This is a genomic window from Streptomyces sp. NPDC046122 (assembly GCF_056429965.1).
The window spans coordinates 188,296-207,305 of the sequence record NZ_JBWKLQ010000006.1 but is presented as its reverse complement, the minus strand read 5'-3'; the positions used below and the strand labels follow the sequence as shown (position 1 = coordinate 207,305).

The following is a 19,010-nucleotide window of genomic DNA, read 5'->3' as shown; positions in this document are numbered from 1 at the left end:
GAACCTTTCCCGGTGGCCGGACCGGGCGGCGTCCCGCGCCCCCTGCGCGCTCACGCCGCCCCTGCCGCGGCGGCTCTCCTCAGCAGCAGGTCCCGCTCCCGCGCGTTGCGGGTGAGGGACGCCGCCCTCTCGAACTCCGCGCGCCTGCGCACTCCGGCCCAGCCGCTCCAGCAGATCTCCCCGGACGCTGGGCAGCAAGTGGTACTCCTTCAGGGCCGGTTCGTCCGCGAGGGCGTCCACCAGCGCCGGCCCGTCCGCCATCGAGACCGCCACCGCCCGGTTCAGCTCCACCACCGGGGGCGGGGTCAGGGCGGCCAGGCCGTGGACTTCGGGCTCCCCGGGCATCAGGGCCGACAGGACGCGCGCCAGGCGCAGCGCGTCCTCGCACAGGGCGGGGCGCACCAGGTCGTCTCCGGCCGTCGCACAGCAGCCCTCGTTGAAGACCAGGTAGACGACTTCGAGGACGGACGCGACGCGGGCCGCCCGGTCGGCGCCGTACGGAACCTCGAAGGGGACGGCGGCCTTCGCCAGCGTCCGCTTGGCCCGCACGATGCGCTGGGCGACCGCCGGCTCACTCGCCAGGAACGCCCGGGCGATCTCCTGCGTCGTCAGGCCGCCCAGCAGCCGCAGCGTGAGCGCGACCCGCGCCTCGGTCGACAGCACGGGATGACACGCGGTGAAGATCAGCCGCAGCAGGTCGTCGTCGATGTCCCGCGCGTCGGCGGGCTCGGGCGCGGGTACGTCCTGCTGACTCCGTCCGACCTCCGCCAGCTTGCGCGCGTACGTCTCCTACTCCTCGTGCGTCTGGAGGAAGCGCTTCGTCCACTCCAGCGCCTCGGCCTTGTCCCTGGCCTGGACGATGGAGTAGCCGCCGATGACTTCCTTTCTCTCGGTGAAGGGCCCGTCGGTGACGCTCAGCCTGCCGCCGGACCAGGTCACCCGGGAGCCCTTGGAGGACGGCCTGAGCCCGGCCGTGTCCAGCATGACCCCGGCATTGGTGATCTCTTCGAGGAGAGCGCCCATGCGCTCCTGGAGCTCGGGACTCGGGACCTCGGCCGGGGCGTTCTGCTCGTCGATACGGATCATCGTCAGGAAACGCGGCATGGTGACTCCTCGGTGCGGACAGCGGGCTTTCCCCGCCTCTCACCCCTGCGTCGAACGGGAGACACCCGGATCGACATCCGGCCGCGTATTTCTCCGAAGTTTTTTCGCAGCGGCCGCCGCGCGCGGTTCCGGCCGTCCTACGCCCCCGGCACCCAGTAGTTGTGCACCTGCGAGGTCTTCGGCATTCCGCTCTGCGGGATCCCGACGTCCGAGGCGACCGGCATGATGATCTCGTTGAACCGCCGCAGGGCTTCGTCGGACTCCCACAGATCGAAGATCTGGAGGCCGGCGCCGGTCGGGACGGCGACATGCGCCAGGCACCCCTCGAAGGGGTTGCCGGGGAGCGACTGGAGCTGGGCGTTCAGCCTGTCGTACTGCTCGGTCGTCACGCCGTCCATCTCAGCCTGCACGAAAATCGCCATCGGGGGTCTCCTCCGTACGAACGGTCCGGTCCGGCCCCTCCCGCCGCCACAGCGACGACCCGCATCCGCGCCCAGCACACCACGCCGGCCCCCCGGCCGCATTCCGCCCCGCGCCATCCGGGGGCACCCGCGCGCCGGCGTCGGATGCCGGCAGTGCGAGGCGGTCCGCCGGCCCTCTACTGGATGCTGAGCCGGTGGGGGTGGGACGGGTCGGCGGGGCAGGTGAAGACGTACAGCGTTCCCCAACTGCCCACGGTGACGTGTGTCGGCGTGCAGGCGGCGTGGGCGTCCACGTCGGCCCGGTCCTCGACGGGGACCCAACTGCGGTTGTTGCCGTCCCACTCGGAGCTCGCGATGGTGAGCAGCGGCTCCATGGCGTGCCCGCACGCGCAGGTGACCGTCACGGGATCCGTCAGGTGCCAGGAGGCGAAGCCGCCCGCCTTCCAGCCCGGGGCGATCGACAGGTCGGACTGGTACAGGATCGCGTCCTCCTCCTGTTCGTCCTCGGGCCCCTCCCATTTCTCGATGCGCCTGCGCAGCTTCCGGGGGAGCAGGCCGATGTACTGGTGTTCCACCACCTGCTCCGGGTGCAGGACGCACGGCTCCGCCACGTATCCCTCGAAGCCGACCACGACCGGCTCCGGTTGCTCGACCAACCTGTCGAGGACGTCGGCGGAGCGGCGCCAGCGCAGGTGGAGCGACATCTGGTAACCGGTGCCGTGCGCGTCGAAGGGGCACCAGAGGACCTGCAGCAGATCGCGGTCCGGGGGCCCGGCGAGGTCGGGGACATCGCGCCGGTAGAGCTGGGCCACCGCCATCAGGGGGATCGGATCCGTGTTCGCCAGCCACGGCGCGTGCCGGCCCCGCTTCAGCGGCTTGAGAACCTCGAGCTCCTCGTCGGTCGGCCCCGGGCGTTCACCCGGGGCGGGCCTCCGCCCCCACGCCTCGGCGAGGACGCGTCGCCGCAGCCGGATGTCAGGCACCCGCTCGCCGCTTCGCCGCTTGTGGGGTTCCGTGCACACCGGCCAGGGCTCGTCCGCCGGCCACAGCAGCGGCCCTCCGACGGAACTGTCCGACGCACCGGGGGATCCCGGCCGCGGGTGCAGGCGCGTGGTCGTGCGCCGGTGTCCGGCGAGTTCGGGGAAGAGCGCCTCCAGGTCGACCGGTCGTCCAGGCGTCGTGCGCGTCATGCGGGTCCTCGGGTCCTCGGTTCCGGTGGTGCACGCTCATGAGCCCTGCTCATGAGACGTCACCGGCTGATTCTCCCCGGGCGGCCGGGGACCCGTCCGGCAGGGGGCCCGGCCGTCCGGCCGCGTCCCTCCTCGCATGACCCGTGAGGTAATCGACGCTCCTGCGCCGAGGCGGCATCGTTGCGGTCACCGGGAGCCGGGCGGCGCACTCCGTCCGGGTCCCGGGCCCCTGACAGCCCGTACGACCTCGACGGAGGCTGATCCGCCATGTCCGCACCCCTGCTCGCCAATCTGTCCCGGACGACCGACGCGCAGACGATGCTGCGCCGCTTCCTCGCGCTCGACGCCGTGGTCACCACGGGCAACGGGCTCGTGTACGTCGCCGCATCCGGCCCCGTCGGACGGCTGCTCGGCGTCGGGCCCGGGCTGCTGCTCGGACTCGGCGTGCTGCTGGTGGTGTTCGGAGCCGGGGTCGGACTGCTGGCGTCGCGGCGCGAGCCCGCCGCCCTTCCCGTCAGGGCCGTCATCGAGGTGAACCTGGCCTGGGCCGTGGCCGGCCCGGTCGCGCTCGTGCTGTGGTTCTCGCCGACGACGGCCGGGACGTTCTGGATCCCGGCGCAGGCCGCGCTCGTCGCCTGCTTCGCCGGGCTCCAGCACCTCGCGCTGCGCGCCCGGGGCTGAGCGCCCCGCTCAGGGGGTGAGCGACTGGAGGTACGTGGCCGTCGCCGGGTCGGCCGGGAGGAACGTCTCGATGGCCAGTTCGGCGACCGTCACGTCCATCGGGGTGTTGAAGGTCGAGATCGACGACACGAACGACAGCACCCGGCCGTCGTGGTCGATCCGCATCGGCAGTGCGAAGTAGGGGTACGGCGGGTCGTCCGGGCGCGCCGCGTCTCCCGCCTCCGGCTCCGGTACGGGATACGCCGACACCTCCTCGTACACCGCGCGCAGGGCCGGTGACCGGTCCAGCGCGATCTGGCGCTCCATCTGCGCCCGCAGGTGCCCGCGCCACTCCCGCAGGTTGCGGATGCGCGGAGCGAGGCCCTCCGGATGGAGGGTGATCCGCATGGCGTTCAGCGGCGGCGCGAGGAGGTGCTCGGGCAGGCCGTCGAGCAGCATCGCGATCCCGCGGTTCGCGGCGACCACGGTGTACGAACCGTCGACGACGAGGGCGGGGTACGGCTCGTATCCCGCCAGCAGCCGTTCGATGCCCTCGCGCAGGGCCCCGAGCCCCGGGTCGTCCAGCGGGGTCTCGGCGTACCGCGGGGCGTACCCGGCCGCCAGCAGCAGGGCGTTGCGCTCCCGCACGGGCACGTCGAGGTGCTCGGCCAGGCGCAGCACCATCTCCTCGCTCGGACGCGACCTGCCGGTCTCGATGAAACTGATGTGCCGGGCGGAGGAGCCGGCGCGCAGAGCCAGCTCCAGCTGGCTCAGCCGGCGCTGCTCCCGCCAGCCGCGCAGCAGCGCCCCCACACCCTTGTCGACTGCGACAGTTGTCATGGCCCAAGACGGTAACCGACCGCCCGGCGAACCGAGTTGGCCGTCCGGAGGCCGGGCGGTACGGACAGCGTTACGGCGCGGGCGGGAGCGCGCGGGCCCGCTCCGGTCCGCCGAGGACGATTCACGGCGGCGTCCGCGCGCCGTTTCGCGCCGGAAGGTGCGAGGCTGAGCAGCGACACCGCAACCGGAGGGAGCTTCGCCATGGCCACAGAGCCGTTGTCGCAGAAGGAGATCGAGGACCGTCTGCGCGAACTCCCCGGCTGGTCGCTGGACGACGACCGGATCGCGCGTACGTACCGGCTCGGCACGCACTTCGCGGCCGCCGCGCTGGTCGTCCACGTGGCCGGCATCCAGGACGAGCTGGACCACCACTCCGACCTGACGCTCGGCTACAACACGGTGGCCCTGACCGTGAACACGCACAGCGCGGGCGGCGCCGTCACCGAACTGGACTTCGAGCTCGCGCGCCGGGTGGAGGACATCGCCCCGGGACACGGCGCGAGCTGAGCGCAGGTGCTGGACTACGACCGCGAAGCGGCCGTGTACGACGCCACGCGCGGCGGCGTGCCCCGGGCGGAGGCCGCCGCGCGGGCGGTGCTCGGTCTGGTGCCCGGCCAGGCCCGCACCCTCGTCGACATCGGCTGCGGCACGGGCGTCGTCACCGCCCGCCTCGCCCGCCCGGGCCTGCGGGTGCTGGGCGCGGACGCGTCGTACGGCATGGCGAGGACGGCGGCGGGCCGGGCCGTCGACGTGGTGCTCACCGATGCCCGCCGGCTGCCGCTGGCCGCCGCGTCCGTCGACGTGGTGAGCGCGGTCTGGCTGCTGCACCTGGTGCGGGACGCGGCGGCCGTCGTCGCCGAGGCGGCGCGGGTGCTGCGCCCCGGCGGTGTGTTCGTCACCACCGTCGACAAGGACGACGCGCACGACGTGGGCTGCGACATCGACGCCGTCCTCGCCCCGTACCGCACGGCCGACGCCTTCGACCGCCCGGACCGGATCGAGGCGTACGCCGCCGGGCACGGCCTGGTGCCCGTGGCCGACGCGTACTTCACCGGGCACGGCCAGGGCCGCTCGCCCCTGCGCACGGCGTCCGCGCTGCTGGCGGGCCGGTACGCCTCACGCATCACCGAGGACGGCGCGGTGGCCGGGGAGATCGCGGCAGCGCTCGCCGCGCTTCCGGAGCCCGACGCGCCACGCTCCGACCCGCGTTACCGGCTGCTGGCTCTGCGCCGGACCGCCTGACCCGGGCCGGCGGCGGCGCCCGGGCCGGGCCCGCCCGTCGGCCTGCCCTACGCCCCCGGGCCGGCCGGCGCGGCCTCGCCGTCCCACGCGCCGGACGCCGCCGCCTCCCGCGCGAATTCGGTGAAGTCCCGGGGCGCGCGGCCCAGGACGCGCCGCACCCCGTCCGTCACCGACGCGTTGTGGCCGTCCATCAGCGTCGTGAACAGCCCGGAGAGCCATTCGGCCTCCGGCGCGGGCATGCCGTACCGCTCGAGGAACGCGGCGTACTGCGGCCCGGACATCGGTACGTACCGCACCTCGCGGCCCGACGCCTTGGACAGCTCGGCCGCCACCTCGTCGAAGGTCAGCAGCCGGGGCCCCGTCAGTTCGTGCACGACACCGGCGTGCCCGTCCCGCGTCAGCGCAGCGACGACCACGTCGGCCAGGTCGTCGGCGTGCACCCACGGCTCCGCCGTCCCGCCCGCCGGAAACGCCACCTCGCCGGCGACGACGCCCTCGGCCATGGGCCCCTCGCTGAAGTTCTGCGCGAAGAAGGCCGCGCGTACGACGGTCAGCGCGACCCCCGACGCGCGCAGCGCCTCCTCGGCGGCCACCGCCTCCGGTTCGCCGCGTCCCGACAGCAGCACCAGCCGCCGCACCCCCTGCTCACGGGCGATCCGCCCGAACGTCCCCAGCGCCTCCGCCGCGCCCGGAGCCGCGAGGTCCGGGTAGTACGCCGCATACGCGCGGTCCGCGCCGCGCAGGGCCGGACCCCACGTCGACGCGTCCTCCCAGTCGAACCGCACGTCACCCGTGCGCGACCCCGACCTGACCGTCAGGCCGAGGGCGGTGAGCCGCTCGACCACCCGGCGGCCGGTCTTCCCCGTGCCGCTCGTCACCAACACCGTTTCCCGCTGCGTGTTCTCCGTCATGCCCCAAGGTTCGGGCCGCACGCGTCGACGGGCCATGCTCCAGAGACTCAACTCCATACGCCTGCGTCCACGGCGTTCCGCGGCCGCCCTACGCTGGGCGCATGGACGTACTCGCGGGTCTCCTCGACGGGCCGCGCGCCCGGGGCGCCTTCCTCCTCCGGGCCGTGCTCGACCCGCCCTGGGCGGTGCGCATCGAGGACCGCGCGCCCCTGTCACTGATGTGCGTCACCCGTGGCAGGGCCTGGGTGATGCCCGAGCGCGGCGAGCCCGTGCTGCTGCGCCCCGGCGATGTCGCCATCGCGCGCGGGCCCGACCCGTACACCTGCGCCGACGACCCGGCCAGCCCGCCGCGCGCCCTCATCGGCCCCGGCGGCGAGTGCCGCACGCTCCGGGGGGAGCCGCTGGCCGAGACGATGCATCTCGGTGTACGGACATGGGGGGACAGCCCGGACGGCGAGTCGGCGATGCTCATCGGCACGTACCGGATGGCGGGGGAGGTCAGCGGCCGTCTCCTCGACGCGCTGCCGCCGCTCCTGCATCTGCCGGCCGAGCTGTGGGACTGCCCGCTCATGCCGGCCCTGGAGAACGAGATCAACCGGGACGAACCCGGACAGAGCGTGATGCTGGACCGGCTGCTCGACCTGCTGCTGATCGCGACGCTGCGGTCGTGGTTCGCACGCCCCGGGGCGGCGGCTCCCGCCTGGTACCGGGCGATGGGCGACCCGGTGGTCGGCAAGGCCCTGCGGCTGATGCAGGACGACCCCGCGCACCCCTGGACCGTCGCCGGGCTCGCCGCCGAGTCCGGGGTGTCACGGGCGGGCCTGGCCCGGCGCTTCACCGAGCTGGTGGGCGAGCCGCCCATGGCGTACCTCACCGCGTGGCGGCTCGCGCTCGCCGCGGACCTGCTGCGGGACACGCCGGCGACCGTGGGCGCGGTGGCGCGCCAGGTCGGCTACAGCGGGTCGTTCGCACTGAGCGCGGCCTTCAAGCGTGTACGCGGGGTGAGTCCGCAGGAGTACCGGAAGGGCGGCACTCCTTTGCCGGAACGGCAAGAAGGTTCGCCGGAAGAGCGGTCCGGCGACACAGTGGACGCATGACGAACAGCCACAGCCACAGCCACGGCGCCCCCCGGCGCCAGGGCCACCACCACGGCCACGACTCCACCGACTTCGACTGGGACGCGCTCGCCACGCACCTGGAGCACGAGGCGGAGGTGAACCGTCCCGTCTACGAGCAGGCCGCCGCCTGGATCTCCGAGCGCTTCCGGGGGTCGCGGGGCGTGCGCCGCGTACTCGACATCGGCAGCGGCCCCGGAGTCATCACCTGCATGCTGGCCGCCGCCTTCCCGGACGCGGAGGTCGTGGCCGTCGACAGCACGCCGGCCCTTCTCGAGCTGACCCGGGCGCGGGCGGAGCGCTCCGGTCTGGCGGAGCGGGTGCGTACCGTCGTCGCCGAGGTCCCCGGCGACCTGGGCAAGCTGGACGAGGCCGATCTCGTCTGGGCCGCCAACTCGCTGCACCACGTCGGCGACCAGCGCGCGGCCCTCACCGGCTTCGCCGGGCTGCTGCGCCCGGGCGGCGCGGTGGCCCTGTTCGAGGGCGGGCTGCCGCAGCGCCACCTGCCCCGTGACATCGGGTTCGGCCGGCCGGCGCTCGAGGCGCGGCTGGAGGCCGTGTCGACCGAATGGTTCGCGCGGATGCGGGACGAGCTGCCCGGCGCGAAGTCGGAGGTGGAGGACTGGAGCGCGCTGCTGGCCGCCGCCGGACTGACCCCGGAGGGCAGCCGCTCGTTCCTGCTCGACCTGCCCGCGCCGCTGCCGCCCGTCGCACGGCGGATGGCGGTCGAGGTCTTCACCCGGTACCGGGACGTGTACGCCGACCGGCTGGCGGCCGACGACGTGGCGACGCTGGAGCGGCTGCTGGACGACCGGGACCCGGCCGGGCTCGCGCAGCGCCCCGACGTGTTCCTGCTGCGGGCCCGCACCCTGCACCTCGGGCACCGCGCCTGACGGCCGGCCGCCTGCCCGCCTACGGAGAGACCACCGGCTCCAACTGCCACCACTGGCCCGGGGAGTCGGTGTCCTCCCACTGGCGCACGTTCGCCCCGTCGCCCGCGCTGCCCTCCGCGACCTCCAGCAGCAGGCCGCTGACGTAACTGATCAGGGTGACCGTTCCCGGCGCGTCCAGGTGCTGTTCGACGATCCACTCCTGGGCGCCGTAGTTGTTGGCCTTCCACTGCTGGACGTTGGCGCCGTTCTCGGTGGAGGCCCCGGCGACGTCGAGCCGCTTGCCGCTGGCGGCGTTCACCAGGTGGCAGAGGCCGGCGCCGCTGTGCACGGCGGTCAGCTCCCACTGCTGCGCCGGGGCGCCGGTGTCCTTGCCCTGCTGCACGTTGGCGCCGCTGCCCGTCCTGCCCCCGTCCACCTCCAGCAACAGGCCGCTGCCGACGTTGCGCAGCCGGTAGAGGCCCTCCTCGACGGGCGTGGGCGCCCCCTGCGGCCGGCCGTCGTCCCCGCTCATCTTCCGTGCTCCTTGAGGCAGTTGTGGCACCGGGCGGCGACCGCCGCACCGCACACGGCGAACGGCGCCGACCGGATCGTACCGGTCGGCGCCGCCCTCGTCCGTGGCGTGCGGGTCAGGCTCCGGCGTCGAACGTCGCCGGGTCGGGGCCGAGGCGCTTGCCCTCGTCGAGCGCGGCGAACGCCGCCAGGTCGTCGGCGTCCAGCTCGAAGTCGAACACGTCGATGTTCTCCTCGATCCGCGACGGTGTCACGGACTTCGGAATCACGACGTTGCCGGTCTGCAGGTGCCAGCGCAGCACCGCCTGGGCCGGGGTCTTGCCGTGCTTGCGCGCCACGGCGACGACCGTCGGCACCTCCAGCAGGCCCCTGCCCTGGCCCAGCGGCGACCATGCCTCGGTCGCGATGCCGTGCTGGGCGTGGAAGGCGCGGGACGCCGACTGCTGGAGCTGCGGGTGGAGTTCGATCTGGTTGACGGCCGGGACCACGGAGGTCTCGCCGATCAGCCGCTCCAGGTGCTCGGGAAGGAAGTTGGACACGCCGATCGCCTTGGCGCGGCCGTCCGCGTAGATCTTCTCGAAGGCCCTGTACGTATCCACGTACGCGTCCTTGGACGGCAGCGGCCAGTGGATCAGGTAAAGGTCGACGTAGTCCAGCCCCAGCTTCGCCAGCGACTCGTCGAAGGCGCGCAGCGTGGAGTCGAACCCCTGCTCGGAGTTCCACAGCTTCGTGGTGACGAACAGCTCCTCGCGGGCGACACCGGAGGCGGCGATGGCCTTGCCCGTGCCGGTCTCGTTCTCGTAGATCGCGGCCGTGTCGATGGAGCGGTACCCGGCCTGGATGGCGGTGTCGACGGCCTGCTCGGCCTCGTCGTCAGGCACCTGCCATACGCCGAACCCCAGCTGGGGCATCTCGACGCCGTTGTTCAGGGTGAGGGAAGGGGCCTTGCTCACGAGCGATCGATCCTTACGTCGTCGGTTGGTACTCCCAGGGTCAACGATCACGGGGCGCCGCGCATTCCCGCGAGGCCGCCGAGATGTGCGTCACGGGCGGCGCCGATCCGGCGCGGCGGGTGCGGGCGGGGGACGCGCACGCCGAAGCCGAGCTGACGATGCGTCGGAAGCCGCAGGACCGCGGCGGCCGAAGCCGCCCCCGGCCGCGCCCGCCCTCCGTCATCGGTACAGTGCGTCCACCTCCACCGTGTACGCCGCCTCGATCGCCTTGCGCTTCAGCTTGAGCGAGGGCGTCAGCAGCCCCTGCTCCTCGCTGAACTGGTGGGCCAGTATCCGGAACGAACGGATCGACTCGGCCTGCGAGACCAGGGTGTTCGCCGCCACCACCGCACGCCGGACCTCCGTCTCCAGATCCGGGTCCCGCACCAGATCGGCCGAGCTCAGCGGCGGCTTGTCGCGCATCCGGAGCCAGTGGTCGACGGCCTCCTGGTCGAGGGTGACGAGCGCGGCGATGTACGGCCTGTCGTTGCCCACGACGATGCACTGGGCCACCAGGGGGTGCGACCTGACCCGTTCCTCCAGCCCGGCAGGCGACACGCTCTTGCCGCCCGAGGTCACCAGGATCTCCTTCTTGCGCCCGGTGATCGTCAGATAGCCGTCCTCGTCCAGCGCCCCGATGTCACCGGTGGCCAGCCAGCCGTCCCGCAGTACCGCGTCGGTGGACCGGGGGTCGTTGAGGTATCCGGAGAAGACCTGGCCGCCGCGCAGCCAGATCTCGCCGTCGTCGGCGATGTGCACGGTGGTGCCCGGGAGCGGCTGCCCCACCGTGCCGTAGCGGGTGCGCTCGGGCGGGTTGGCGGTCGCGGCCCCCGTCGTCTCGGTCAGCCCGTACCCCTCGAAGACCGTGACGCCCGCACCCGCGAAGAACAGGCCGAGCCGCCGCGCCATCCCGGAACCGCCGGACATCGCGTGCCGTACGCGGCCGCCCATGGCATCGCGCACCTTCGCGTACACGGCCTTCTCGAAGAACTGGTGCTGGAGCCGCAGCGCGGCGGAAGGCCCGGGGCCGGTGCCGAACGCGCGCTGCTCCTGGGCCTCGGCGTACCGCACCGCCACCTCGACGGCCTTGTCGAAGGCCCCGGCCCTCCCGTCCGCCTCGGCCTTGCGCCGGGCGCCGTGGAACACCTTCTCGAAGATGTACGGCACGGCCAGGATGAACGTCGGCCGGAAGCTCACCAGGTCGGGCATCAGCGCGTGCGCCGCGAGCACCGGCTGGTGCCCCATCTTGACCCCGCCCCGCACGGCCGCCACCTCGACCATCCGCCCGAAGACGTGGGCGAGCGGGAGGAAGAGCAGCGTCGCCGCCTCGTCGCCGGGTCTGGAGTGGAACAGCGACTCCCAGCGGGCCAGCACGGTGTCCGTCTCGTACATGAAGTTCGCGTGCGTGAGCACGCAGCCCCTGGGCCGCCCCGTGGTCCCCGAGGTGTAGATCACGGTCGCCACGGAGTCCGGCGTGACGGCCCGCCGGTGGCGGTGCACCACGTCGTCGTCGAGGCGCGCGCCCGCCCGGATCACCTCCGCCTCCGCGCCCGCGTCGAGCTGCCACAGGCGCCCCAGCATCGGCAGCCGGTCGACCACCGAGCCGATGGTCATCGCGTGGTCCTCGTGCTCGACCACGCAGGCCGTGACCCCGGCGTCGTACAGGGTCCAGAAGACCTGATCGGCGGACGCGGTGGGATAGATCGGGACCGGCTGGGCCCCGACCGTCCACAGGGCGAAGTCGAACAGGGTCCACTCGTAGCGCGTACGCGACATGATCGCGACCCGGTCGCCGAACCGCACGCCCTGCGCCAGCAGCCCCTTGGCGACCGCCAGCACCTCGTCCCGGAACCGGCCGGCCGACACGTCGTGCCACCGCCCGTCGTCCCCCTTGCGCCCGAGCACGACGCGGTGCGGGTCCTGTTCGGCACGGTCGAACACGACGTCCGCCAGCCCGCCGACCTGAGGCGCCGTCGCCATGGGTGGGACAGTGAACTCGCGCAATGACCTGCTCCTTGTGACGCTCCGCACAGCGCCGCGACGCTACCCCACGGCACGGGTGCGCGGCAGGGGGTCGCGTAATCCGAACGACTGTGCATATGCACAGCTCAACGGGCGATATGCGGTCACATCGGGGAAGTCGCGGGCGGTCTCCTGACTGTGGAGTAAGTACGACGCGCCGGAATCTCCACGGAATCTGTACACCTGCTTTCCGCTCCGCCCACCACCCACGCCGCCCGCCCACGCCGCCGTGCGGCGGCCCCGCTTCCGCCCGAGCACGGAATGCGGGAATCCCGATCGCCCGGTTCCGGTGGACCATGGGAGCGGTGGAAACATGGGGAGCGCACGTATCGACCGCGCGTACGTCCCGGCCACCGCCCCCGCGTACCGCACGACAGCAAGTGGAGCACCAGGAGCGCATGAGCCGCCGCACGCCGCAGTTTTCGTTGCCGTCCTGGTTGCCCCTCGATCCGTACGTGCTCCTGCTGATCGGCACCGTCGTCCTCGCGACCCTGCTGCCGGCGTCCGGCGCGGCGGCCGAGGCCGTCGGCGGGGCCTCGACCGGGGCCGTCGCGCTGCTGTTCTTCCTGTACGGCGCGCGGCTCTCCACCCGCGAGGCGCTCGACGGGCTGCGCCACTGGCGGCTGCACCTGGTGGTCCTCGTCTGCACCTTCGCGCTCTTCCCGCTGCTCGGCCTGGCGGCGAGGGGCCTGGTGCCGTACGTCCTGACACCCGAGCTCTACGCCGGCTTCCTCTTCCTGTGCCTCGTTCCCTCGACCGTCCAGTCCTCGATCGCCTTCACCTCGATCGCGCGCGGAAACGTTCCGGCGGCGATCTGCGCGGGCTCCTTCTCCAGCCTCGTCGGGATCGTCCTCACCCCGTTGCTCGCGGCGCTGCTGATCGGCGGCCGCGCGGGCGGTCTCTCCGCCGACTCGGTGCTCAGGATCGTCCTCCAGCTCCTGGTGCCGTTCCTGGCGGGCCAGCTGCTGCGCCGCTGGGTCGGCGGCTTCCTGCTGCGGCACAAGAAGGCCCTGGGCTACGTGGACCGGGGGTCGATCCTGCTCGTCGTCTACACCGCGTTCAGCCACGGCGTGACGGCGGGCGTCTGGCACCAGGTGAGCCCCGGCAGGTTCGGGGCGCTGATGGGGGTCGAGGCGGTGCTGCTCGCGACGATGCTCACGGTGAGCTGGTACGGGGCGAAGCGGCTCGGTTTCGGCCGCGCCGACCGGATCGCGATCCAGTTCGCCGGGTCGAAGAAGTCGCTCGCGGCGGGGCTGCCGATGGCGAGCGTGCTGTTCGGGGCGGAGGCGAGCCTGGCCGTACTGCCGCTGATGCTCTTCCACCAGACCCAGCTGATGGTGTGCGCGGTACTGGCGAAGCGGCGCTCGCGCGACGGCGCGCCGGCGGACGGGCCGCGGCGGCCCGAAGCGGCGCCGCGCCGCTCCAGCCCCTCCGGCGTGTGACGGCGGGCCCCGGGGCGGCCGCGCCGGGCCCGCGCCCGACGTGACCAACCCCTCGTGCCCGGCGGCGGCACGCCGCCGGGCCGACTGGCAAGATCGTCAAGTGACTTCCGCGATACGTCCCTTCGGGGCCCGCCCCTGCGCCCTCACCGTGTGCCGCGGCTGCTGCTGCGGCGACGCCCGGAAGAACCCCGGCACGGACCACGAGGGTCAGCTGCGGCGGCTGCGCGACGCGGCCGCCGCTTCCGGCGGGCGGCTCCTCGTGCGCACCAGCGACTGCCTCGGCCCCTGCGGCCAGGCCAACGTCGTGGTCGTCCAGCCGTCCACGGAGGGCCGCCGCAGAGGCGGGCGCGCGGCCTGGGTCGGCTGGGCGCTGGACGACGACTGCACGGACGACATCCTGACCTGGGTCGCGGCCGGCGGTCCCGGCGTCGCCGAACCCCCCGCCACCCTCGCGCTCCAGTTCATCCCGCCCCCGGCCGAGGCCAGGCAGCGCGCCCGGCGCGGCAGGCGCTAGGACGGGGACTGCGGCCTGCGGAGAGGCCCGGCCGGCGCAGGGGGCGCTCCCCGCCGGCCGGGCCCGTATACCGTGCCGCGGGCGCGTCAGACCCCGGAGTGCAGGGCGATGCGCTCGTCGCCCGCGTACACGTTCATGTTCGGACCGCGCAGGAAGCCCACCAGCGTCAGACCCGTCTCGGCCGCTAGGTCCACGGCCAGCGACGACGGTGCGGAGACCGCCGCGAGCACCGGGATCCCGGCCATCACCGCCTTCTGCGCCAGCTCGAACGACGCCCGCCCGGAGACCAGCAGCACCGCACGGGACAGCGGCAGCCGCCCGTCCGTGAGCGCCCGGCCCACGAGCTTGTCGACCGCGTTGTGCCGGCCCACGTCCTCCCGTACGTCGAGCAGCTCGCCCGCCTCCGAGAACAGGGCCGCCGCGTGCAGGCCCCCGGTCCTGTCGAACACCTGCTGCGCCGCGCGGAGCCGGTCGGGGAGGCCGGCGAGCAGCTCGGGCGTCAGACGGACCGGGGGAGTGTCGGCCATCGGGAAACGGGCCGTGGTGCGGACCGCGTCCAGGCTGGCCTTGCCGCAGAGGCCGCACGACGACGTCGTGTAGACGTTGCGCTCCAGAGTGATGTCGGGAACCGGGACGCCGGGCGCGAGCTGCACGTCGACCACGTTGTACGTGTTGGCGCCGTCCGCCGTCGCCCCCGCGCAGTACACGATCGACCGCACGTCGCCGGCGGCGCCCAGCACCCCCTCGCTCACCAGGAAGCCGGCAGCCAGTGCGAAGTCGTCGCCGGGCGTGCGCATCGTGATCGCCAGCGGCTTGCCGTTGAGGCGGATCTCCAGCGGCTCCTCGGCGACCAGCGTGTCCGGCCGGGTGCTCACCGCCCCGTCCCTGACGCGGATGACGCGGCGGCGCTCGGTGACCCGTCCCATGGTGATCAGTCCGTTTCTTCGGGTTCTTCGTGATCCGCGCCGTCAGCGCTGCTGTACGTGCTGGTAGCCGAACCGGCCCTTGATGCACAGATTGCCGTGGGTCACCGGGTTGTCGTGCGGCGAGGTGCCCTTGACGATCTCATTGTCCTGCACGTGCAGCGTGACGTTGCAGCCGACGCCGCAGTACGCGCACACCGTCGTCGTCCGCGTCTGTGCCTCCTCTTCCCGGGGTCCCGGCCGCCCGCATGTCGAACTCCGACTTGAAACTCAGCGCGCCCGTCGGGCAGACCTCGATGCAGTTGCCGCAGTACACGCACGCCGAGTCCGTCAGCGGGGCGTCCTGCTCCACCGAGATGCGGGCGTCGAAGCCGCGCCCGGCGACGGCGATGGCGAAGGTGCTCTGCCACTGCTCGCCGCACTTGTAGCAGAGGATGCACTTGTCGTAGTCGCGGACGTAGAGCTCGCCCGCGCGGTGGAGCGCGGCCCCGACGTACGCGCCGATGGCTCCGGCGCCGACAACTGCGACTTTCACGGGGCTCTCCGATCGGTGAGGGACCGAGTGAGGGGGAGCGCGAAGGTCGACAGAATATTGTCTGCAGTATCCCCCGGGGCGGTCAAGGGTCGGCGCACGGACGGGGCGGGGGCGGGTGAGGGGACGCCCTCAGCAGGAAGCTCCAAAGACTCGGGAGCGAATCCTGTCGGTTCACCTGCCCTCGTACCGGTGAGTCACAAAGAAGACTGGACCGTTCCGACTGTCCGCAAAGAGGGGTGGAACCGCCAATGACCGGCTCACGAGTCGTCGCGCTCGGGCACTATCAGCCTGCCAAGGTGCTCACGAACGACGATCTGGCGGCCATGGTCGACACCAGCGACGAGTGGATCACCAGCCGGGTCGGCATCAGGACCCGCCACATCGCGGGCCCGGACGAGCCCGTGGACGAACTGGCCGCGCACGCCGCGGCCAAGGCGCTGGCGTCCGCCGGGCTCGCCCCGGCCGACATCGATCTGGTCCTGGTCGCCACCTCCACCGCGATCGACCGCTCGCCGAACATGGCCGCCCGCGTCGCGGCCCGCCTCGGCATGGCCTCGCCCGCCGTGATGGACCTCAACGTCGTCTGCTCGGGCTTCACGCACGCCCTCGCCACCGCCGACCACGCCGTACGGGCCGGATCCGCCACCCGCGCGCTGGTCATCGGCGCCGACAAGATGGCCGAGATCGCCGACTGGTCCGACCGCACGACCTGTGTGCTCGTCGGCGACGGCGCGGGCGCCGCGGTCGTCGAGGCGTGCTCCGACGGCGAGGAGCCGGGCATCGGCCCGGTGCTCTGGGGCTCGGTGCCCGAGATGGGGCACGCCGTACGGATCGAGGGCACGCCCCCGCGCTTCGCCCAGGAGGGCCAGTCCGTCTACCGCTGGGCGACCACGCAGCTGCCGCCCATCGCGCGCAAGGTGTGCGAGCGGGCCGGCGTGACGCCGGAGGAGCTGGCTGGAGTCGTCCTGCACCAGGCGAACCTGCGGATCATCGAGCCCCTCGCGCAGAAGATCGGCGCCGTGAACGCGGTCGTGGCCCGCGATGTGGTCGACTCCGGCAACACCTCGGCGGGCAGCATCCCGATGGCCCTGTCCAAGCTGGTCGAGCGCGGCGAGATCGAGTCCGGCGCGCCGGTCCTGCTCTTCGGTTTCGGCGGGAACCTCTCGTACGCCGGCCAGGTCATCCGCTGCCCGTGACCCTCGCCGGTCGCGGGGGTGACGAGGTCTCGGCATACCCGGGAAGACGATCGGTAGACTGTAGACGATAGCCAATTGACGTCAGCGCGCGCCGATGTCGGCCCGAAGGGGGCACCGCGATGTTGTCCGCAGGACTGCCGCAAGGGACCGTACCCAAGCTGGAAAGGCCGGGACCGCTCCGCGAGCGCGTGTACGAGGCGCTGCTCGAACTCATCACGACCCGGGCCCTGCGGCCCGGCCAGCACCTGGTCGAGAGCGAGCTCGCCGGGCACCTCGGGGTGTCCCGGCAACCGGTGCGCGAGGCGTTGCAGCGGCTGAACACCGAGGGGTGGGTCGATCTGCGGCCCGCGCAGGGCGCGTTCGTGCACGAGCCCACCGGGGAGGAGGCGGACCAGCTGCTCTCCGTGCGCACCCTCCTGGAGGCGGAGGCGGCCCGGCTCGCCGCCGCCAACGCGGGGTCGGCCCAGATCGCCGCGCTCGAAGAGGTGTGCGCGGCGGGCGAGCGGGCTGTCGCGGACGACGACGTGGACCTCGCCGTGTCCCTCAACGCCCAGTTCCACGCCAAGGTGATGGAAGTGGCGGGCAATGCCGTGCTCACGGAACTCGCGGCGCAGGTCGGCCGGCGTGTCCGCTGGTACTACACGCCGGTCGCCCGGCAGCGGGGCAGGCAGTCCTGGATCGAGCACCGCGAACTGATCGCCGCGATCGCGGACCGCGACGAGCGGCGCGCCACCGAGATCATGCGCGCCCACACGGAGCACACCCGCACGACCTACCACGAGCGCGTGGCCTAGCGGGACGATGCGTCGGCGCGCCTCGGCCGGCGGCCCCCGGGGGCCCGCCGACCGGTGCGCGGCAGGCGCAACCCGGGTCGCGAGCGCCGCAGTTGAGCCAGGAACCACCTTTGTCCTCGGTGTGGAGAAAGGTGTGGCGGATTCCTGCGTAACTTCTTCCCACTCCCGGCAGTCGCTGCTACGTTCCCCTCCAAAGCCCGGCAGTGAACGGCCGATGAGGCAGGGAGGGGCACGTGAGGCGGATGACGGCTCGACCGGCGAACGCGCACCAGGCGCGGCTGCTCCGTCTGCTGCGGGACGGCGGACCCAGCTCCCGTGCCCAGCTCGGCGACCAGATCGACCTCTCCCGCTCCAAACTCGCCGTCGAGGTCGACCGGCTCCTCGACACCGGTCTGGTGGTCGCCGACGGCCTCGCCGCCTCCCGGGGCGGTCGCCGCTCGCACAACATCAGGCTCGCGCCCGCCCTGCGCTTCCTGGGCATCGACATCGGCGCCACCTCGATCGACGTCGCCGTCACCAACGCGGAGCTGGAGGTACTCGGCCACCTCAACCACCCCATGGACGTACGCGAGGGCCCGGTCGCGGTCTTCGAGCAGGCCCTCGCGCTGGCGGCCAAGCTCAGGGCTTCCGGCCTGGCCGAGGGCTTCGACGGGGCGGGCATCGGCGTGCCGGGCCCGGTCCGCTTCCCGGAGGGCGTGCCGGTCGCACCGCCGATCATGCCGGGCTGGGACGGCTTTCCCGTACGCGAGGCGCTCAGCCAGGAGCTCGGCTGCCCCGTCATGGTCGACAACGACGTGAACCTGATGGCGATGGGGGAGCAGCACGCGGGCGTCGCCCGCTCGGTGGGCGACTTCCTCTGCGTCAAGATCGGCACCGGCATCGGCTGCGGCATCGTCGTCGGCGGCGAGGTCTACCGGGGCACCACCGGCAGCGCCGGCGACATCGGCCACATCCAGGTCGAGCCGGAGGGCCGCGCCTGCGCCTGCGGCAACAAGGGCTGCCTGGAAGCCCACTTCAGCGGCGCCGCGCTCGCCCGCGACGCCGAGGACGCGGCCCGCTCCGGCCGCTCGCCGGAACTGGCGGCGCGCCTCGAAGCGGCGGGGCGGCTCACCGCCGCCGACGTCGCCGCGGCCGCCGCGGCCGGCGACGCCACCTCGCTCGACCTCATCCGCGAGGGCGGCAACCGCGTCGGCCAGGTCATCGCCGGACTCGTCAGCTTCTTCAACCCCGGGCTCGTGGTGATCGGCGGCGGGGTGACCGGCCTCGGCCACACCCTGCTCGCCAGCGTCCGCACCCAGGTCTACCGCCAGTCGCTGCCGCTGGCCACCGGCAACCTCCCCATCGTCCTGGGCGAGTTGGGACCCGCCGCCGGTGTGATCGGCGCGGCCCGGCTCATCAGCGACCACCTGTTCTCGCCCGCCTGACCCCGGCCGACGCCCGTACGCCCCGTACGCGACCCGTCGCGCCGGCACCACCGAACAGACTGCCCGTACCACCGAACACACTGCCCGTACCACCGAACACACGGCCCGGCACCACCGCAACACGGCCCGGCACCACGTCAAACGGCCCGGCACCGCACCACCGCACACGGTCCGGCTTCGCCGTGCCCAGCTCCGCCCTGCCCGCCTGCTCCGACGGCTCGCACCACTCGCTTCGCCCGCACCCCCAGTCCCACTGGCCTCACCAGTCCCACCAGCCCCGC

19 protein-coding genes and 2 pseudogenes are annotated in these 19,010 nt (G+C 73.1%); 10 read left to right on the top strand and 11 right to left on the bottom strand.

What is annotated here, in order from left to right:
- Positions 1–50 precede the first annotated feature (50 nt).
- From AC07FK_RS18985 to AC07FK_RS18970, 4 genes and pseudogenes are all read right to left on the bottom strand, one after another.
- A pseudogene (locus AC07FK_RS18985) lies at positions 51–789 on the bottom strand (RNA polymerase sigma factor); the annotation flags it as partial.
- Positions 790–1,104: a YciI family protein gene (locus AC07FK_RS18980; protein ID WP_479106046.1), complete on the bottom strand. Its 315-nt coding sequence runs from the start codon at positions 1,102–1,104 to the stop codon at positions 790–792.
- Positions 1,105–1,241: 137 nt separating this feature from the next.
- The gene (locus AC07FK_RS18975) at positions 1,242–1,526 is read right to left on the bottom strand and encodes a hypothetical protein (protein WP_479106045.1); all 285 of its coding nucleotides are present in this window, start codon (positions 1,524–1,526) and stop codon (positions 1,242–1,244) included.
- A 176-nt stretch (positions 1,527–1,702) separates the two neighbouring features.
- Entirely contained in the window at positions 1,703–2,716 is a 1,014-nt protein-coding gene (locus AC07FK_RS18970; RefSeq protein WP_479106044.1) for a hypothetical protein, read from the bottom strand.
- 267 nt (positions 2,717–2,983) lie between these two features.
- Between AC07FK_RS18970 and AC07FK_RS18965 the strand changes: the two genes are divergently transcribed.
- The gene (locus AC07FK_RS18965; protein WP_479106043.1) at positions 2,984–3,397 is read left to right on the top strand and encodes a hypothetical protein; all 414 of its coding nucleotides are present in this window, start codon (positions 2,984–2,986) and stop codon (positions 3,395–3,397) included.
- A 9-nt stretch (positions 3,398–3,406) separates the two neighbouring features.
- Here the strand turns inward: AC07FK_RS18965 and AC07FK_RS18960 are convergent, their stop codons facing one another.
- Entirely contained in the window at positions 3,407–4,216 is an 810-nt protein-coding gene (locus AC07FK_RS18960) for a helix-turn-helix domain-containing protein (protein WP_479106042.1), read from the bottom strand.
- Positions 4,217–4,417: 201 nt separating this feature from the next.
- Here AC07FK_RS18960 and AC07FK_RS18955 point away from each other — a divergent pair, with 201 nt between their 5' ends.
- The gene (locus tag AC07FK_RS18955; protein WP_479106041.1) at positions 4,418–4,723 is read left to right on the top strand and encodes a 4a-hydroxytetrahydrobiopterin dehydratase; all 306 of its coding nucleotides are present in this window, start codon (positions 4,418–4,420) and stop codon (positions 4,721–4,723) included.
- A gap of 6 nt (positions 4,724–4,729) precedes the next feature.
- Positions 4,730–5,458 (top strand): class I SAM-dependent methyltransferase, encoded by a 729-nt coding sequence (locus tag AC07FK_RS18950; RefSeq protein WP_479106040.1) that lies wholly within the window; start codon positions 4,730–4,732, stop codon positions 5,456–5,458.
- Positions 5,459–5,505: 47 nt separating this feature from the next.
- Here the strand turns inward: AC07FK_RS18950 and AC07FK_RS18945 are convergent, their stop codons facing one another.
- Positions 5,506–6,369 carry an NmrA family NAD(P)-binding protein gene (locus tag AC07FK_RS18945; RefSeq protein WP_479106039.1) on the bottom strand — a complete coding sequence of 288 codons (864 nt, stop codon included), beginning with the start codon at positions 6,367–6,369 and terminating at the stop codon, positions 5,506–5,508.
- A 101-nt stretch (positions 6,370–6,470) separates the two neighbouring features.
- Here AC07FK_RS18945 and AC07FK_RS18940 point away from each other — a divergent pair, with 101 nt between their 5' ends.
- Complete coding sequence (locus AC07FK_RS18940) at positions 6,471–7,466, top strand: AraC family transcriptional regulator (RefSeq protein ID WP_479106038.1); 996 nt, start codon at positions 6,471–6,473, stop codon at positions 7,464–7,466.
- The gene (locus AC07FK_RS18935) at positions 7,463–8,377 is read left to right on the top strand and encodes a class I SAM-dependent methyltransferase (protein ID WP_479106037.1); all 915 of its coding nucleotides are present in this window, start codon (positions 7,463–7,465) and stop codon (positions 8,375–8,377) included. The genes AC07FK_RS18940 and AC07FK_RS18935 overlap by 4 nt, the downstream gene beginning before the upstream one ends.
- A 19-nt stretch (positions 8,378–8,396) precedes the next feature.
- Here the strand turns inward: AC07FK_RS18935 and AC07FK_RS18930 are convergent, their stop codons facing one another.
- From AC07FK_RS18930 to AC07FK_RS18920, 3 genes are all read right to left on the bottom strand, one after another.
- Positions 8,397–8,888, bottom strand: coding sequence for an RICIN domain-containing protein (locus tag AC07FK_RS18930; RefSeq protein WP_479106036.1), 492 nt, complete (start codon positions 8,886–8,888; stop codon positions 8,397–8,399).
- A gap of 115 nt (positions 8,889–9,003) precedes the next feature.
- Positions 9,004–9,840 carry an aldo/keto reductase gene (locus tag AC07FK_RS18925; RefSeq protein WP_479106035.1) on the bottom strand — a complete coding sequence of 279 codons (837 nt, stop codon included), beginning with the start codon at positions 9,838–9,840 and terminating at the stop codon, positions 9,004–9,006.
- Positions 9,841–10,059: 219 nt separating this feature from the next.
- Positions 10,060–11,859, bottom strand: a complete 1,800-nt coding sequence (locus tag AC07FK_RS18920; protein WP_479106033.1) for an AMP-dependent synthetase/ligase — start codon at positions 11,857–11,859, stop codon at positions 10,060–10,062.
- A 440-nt stretch (positions 11,860–12,299) separates the two neighbouring features.
- Here AC07FK_RS18920 and AC07FK_RS18915 point away from each other — a divergent pair, with 440 nt between their 5' ends.
- Positions 12,300–13,343, top strand: coding sequence for a bile acid:sodium symporter family protein (locus AC07FK_RS18915; protein WP_479106032.1), 1,044 nt, complete (start codon positions 12,300–12,302; stop codon positions 13,341–13,343).
- Between the two features lie 100 nt (positions 13,344–13,443).
- Positions 13,444–13,857 (top strand): (2Fe-2S) ferredoxin domain-containing protein, encoded by a 414-nt coding sequence (locus tag AC07FK_RS18910; protein ID WP_479106031.1) that lies wholly within the window; start codon positions 13,444–13,446, stop codon positions 13,855–13,857.
- Positions 13,858–13,943: 86 nt separating this feature from the next.
- Here AC07FK_RS18910 and fdhD read toward each other — a convergent pair whose 3' ends face one another.
- Together fdhD and AC07FK_RS18900 are read right to left on the bottom strand one after the other, a co-directional pair.
- Positions 13,944–14,783, bottom strand: a complete 840-nt coding sequence (gene fdhD / locus AC07FK_RS18905) for a formate dehydrogenase accessory sulfurtransferase FdhD (protein WP_479106030.1) — start codon at positions 14,781–14,783, stop codon at positions 13,944–13,946.
- Positions 14,784–14,825: 42 nt separating this feature from the next.
- Positions 14,826–15,246: pseudogene (locus AC07FK_RS18900) on the bottom strand (4Fe-4S binding protein); the annotation flags it as partial.
- A 317-nt stretch (positions 15,247–15,563) separates the two neighbouring features.
- Here AC07FK_RS18900 and AC07FK_RS18895 point away from each other — a divergent pair.
- The 3 genes from AC07FK_RS18895 (at position 15,564) to AC07FK_RS18885 (ending at position 18,729) form a co-directional block, all read left to right on the top strand.
- A complete protein-coding gene (locus AC07FK_RS18895) occupies positions 15,564–16,511 on the top strand; it encodes a beta-ketoacyl-ACP synthase III (RefSeq protein ID WP_479106029.1) in 948 nt (315 codons plus the stop codon).
- Between the two features lie 119 nt (positions 16,512–16,630).
- Positions 16,631–17,305: a GntR family transcriptional regulator gene (locus tag AC07FK_RS18890; RefSeq protein ID WP_479106028.1), complete on the top strand. Its 675-nt coding sequence runs from the start codon at positions 16,631–16,633 to the stop codon at positions 17,303–17,305.
- Positions 17,306–17,547: 242 nt separating this feature from the next.
- On the top strand, positions 17,548–18,729 hold the full coding sequence (locus tag AC07FK_RS18885) for an ROK family transcriptional regulator (protein ID WP_479106027.1): 1,182 nt from the start codon (positions 17,548–17,550) through the stop codon (positions 18,727–18,729).
- The last annotated feature ends 281 nt before the right edge of the window (positions 18,730–19,010 follow it).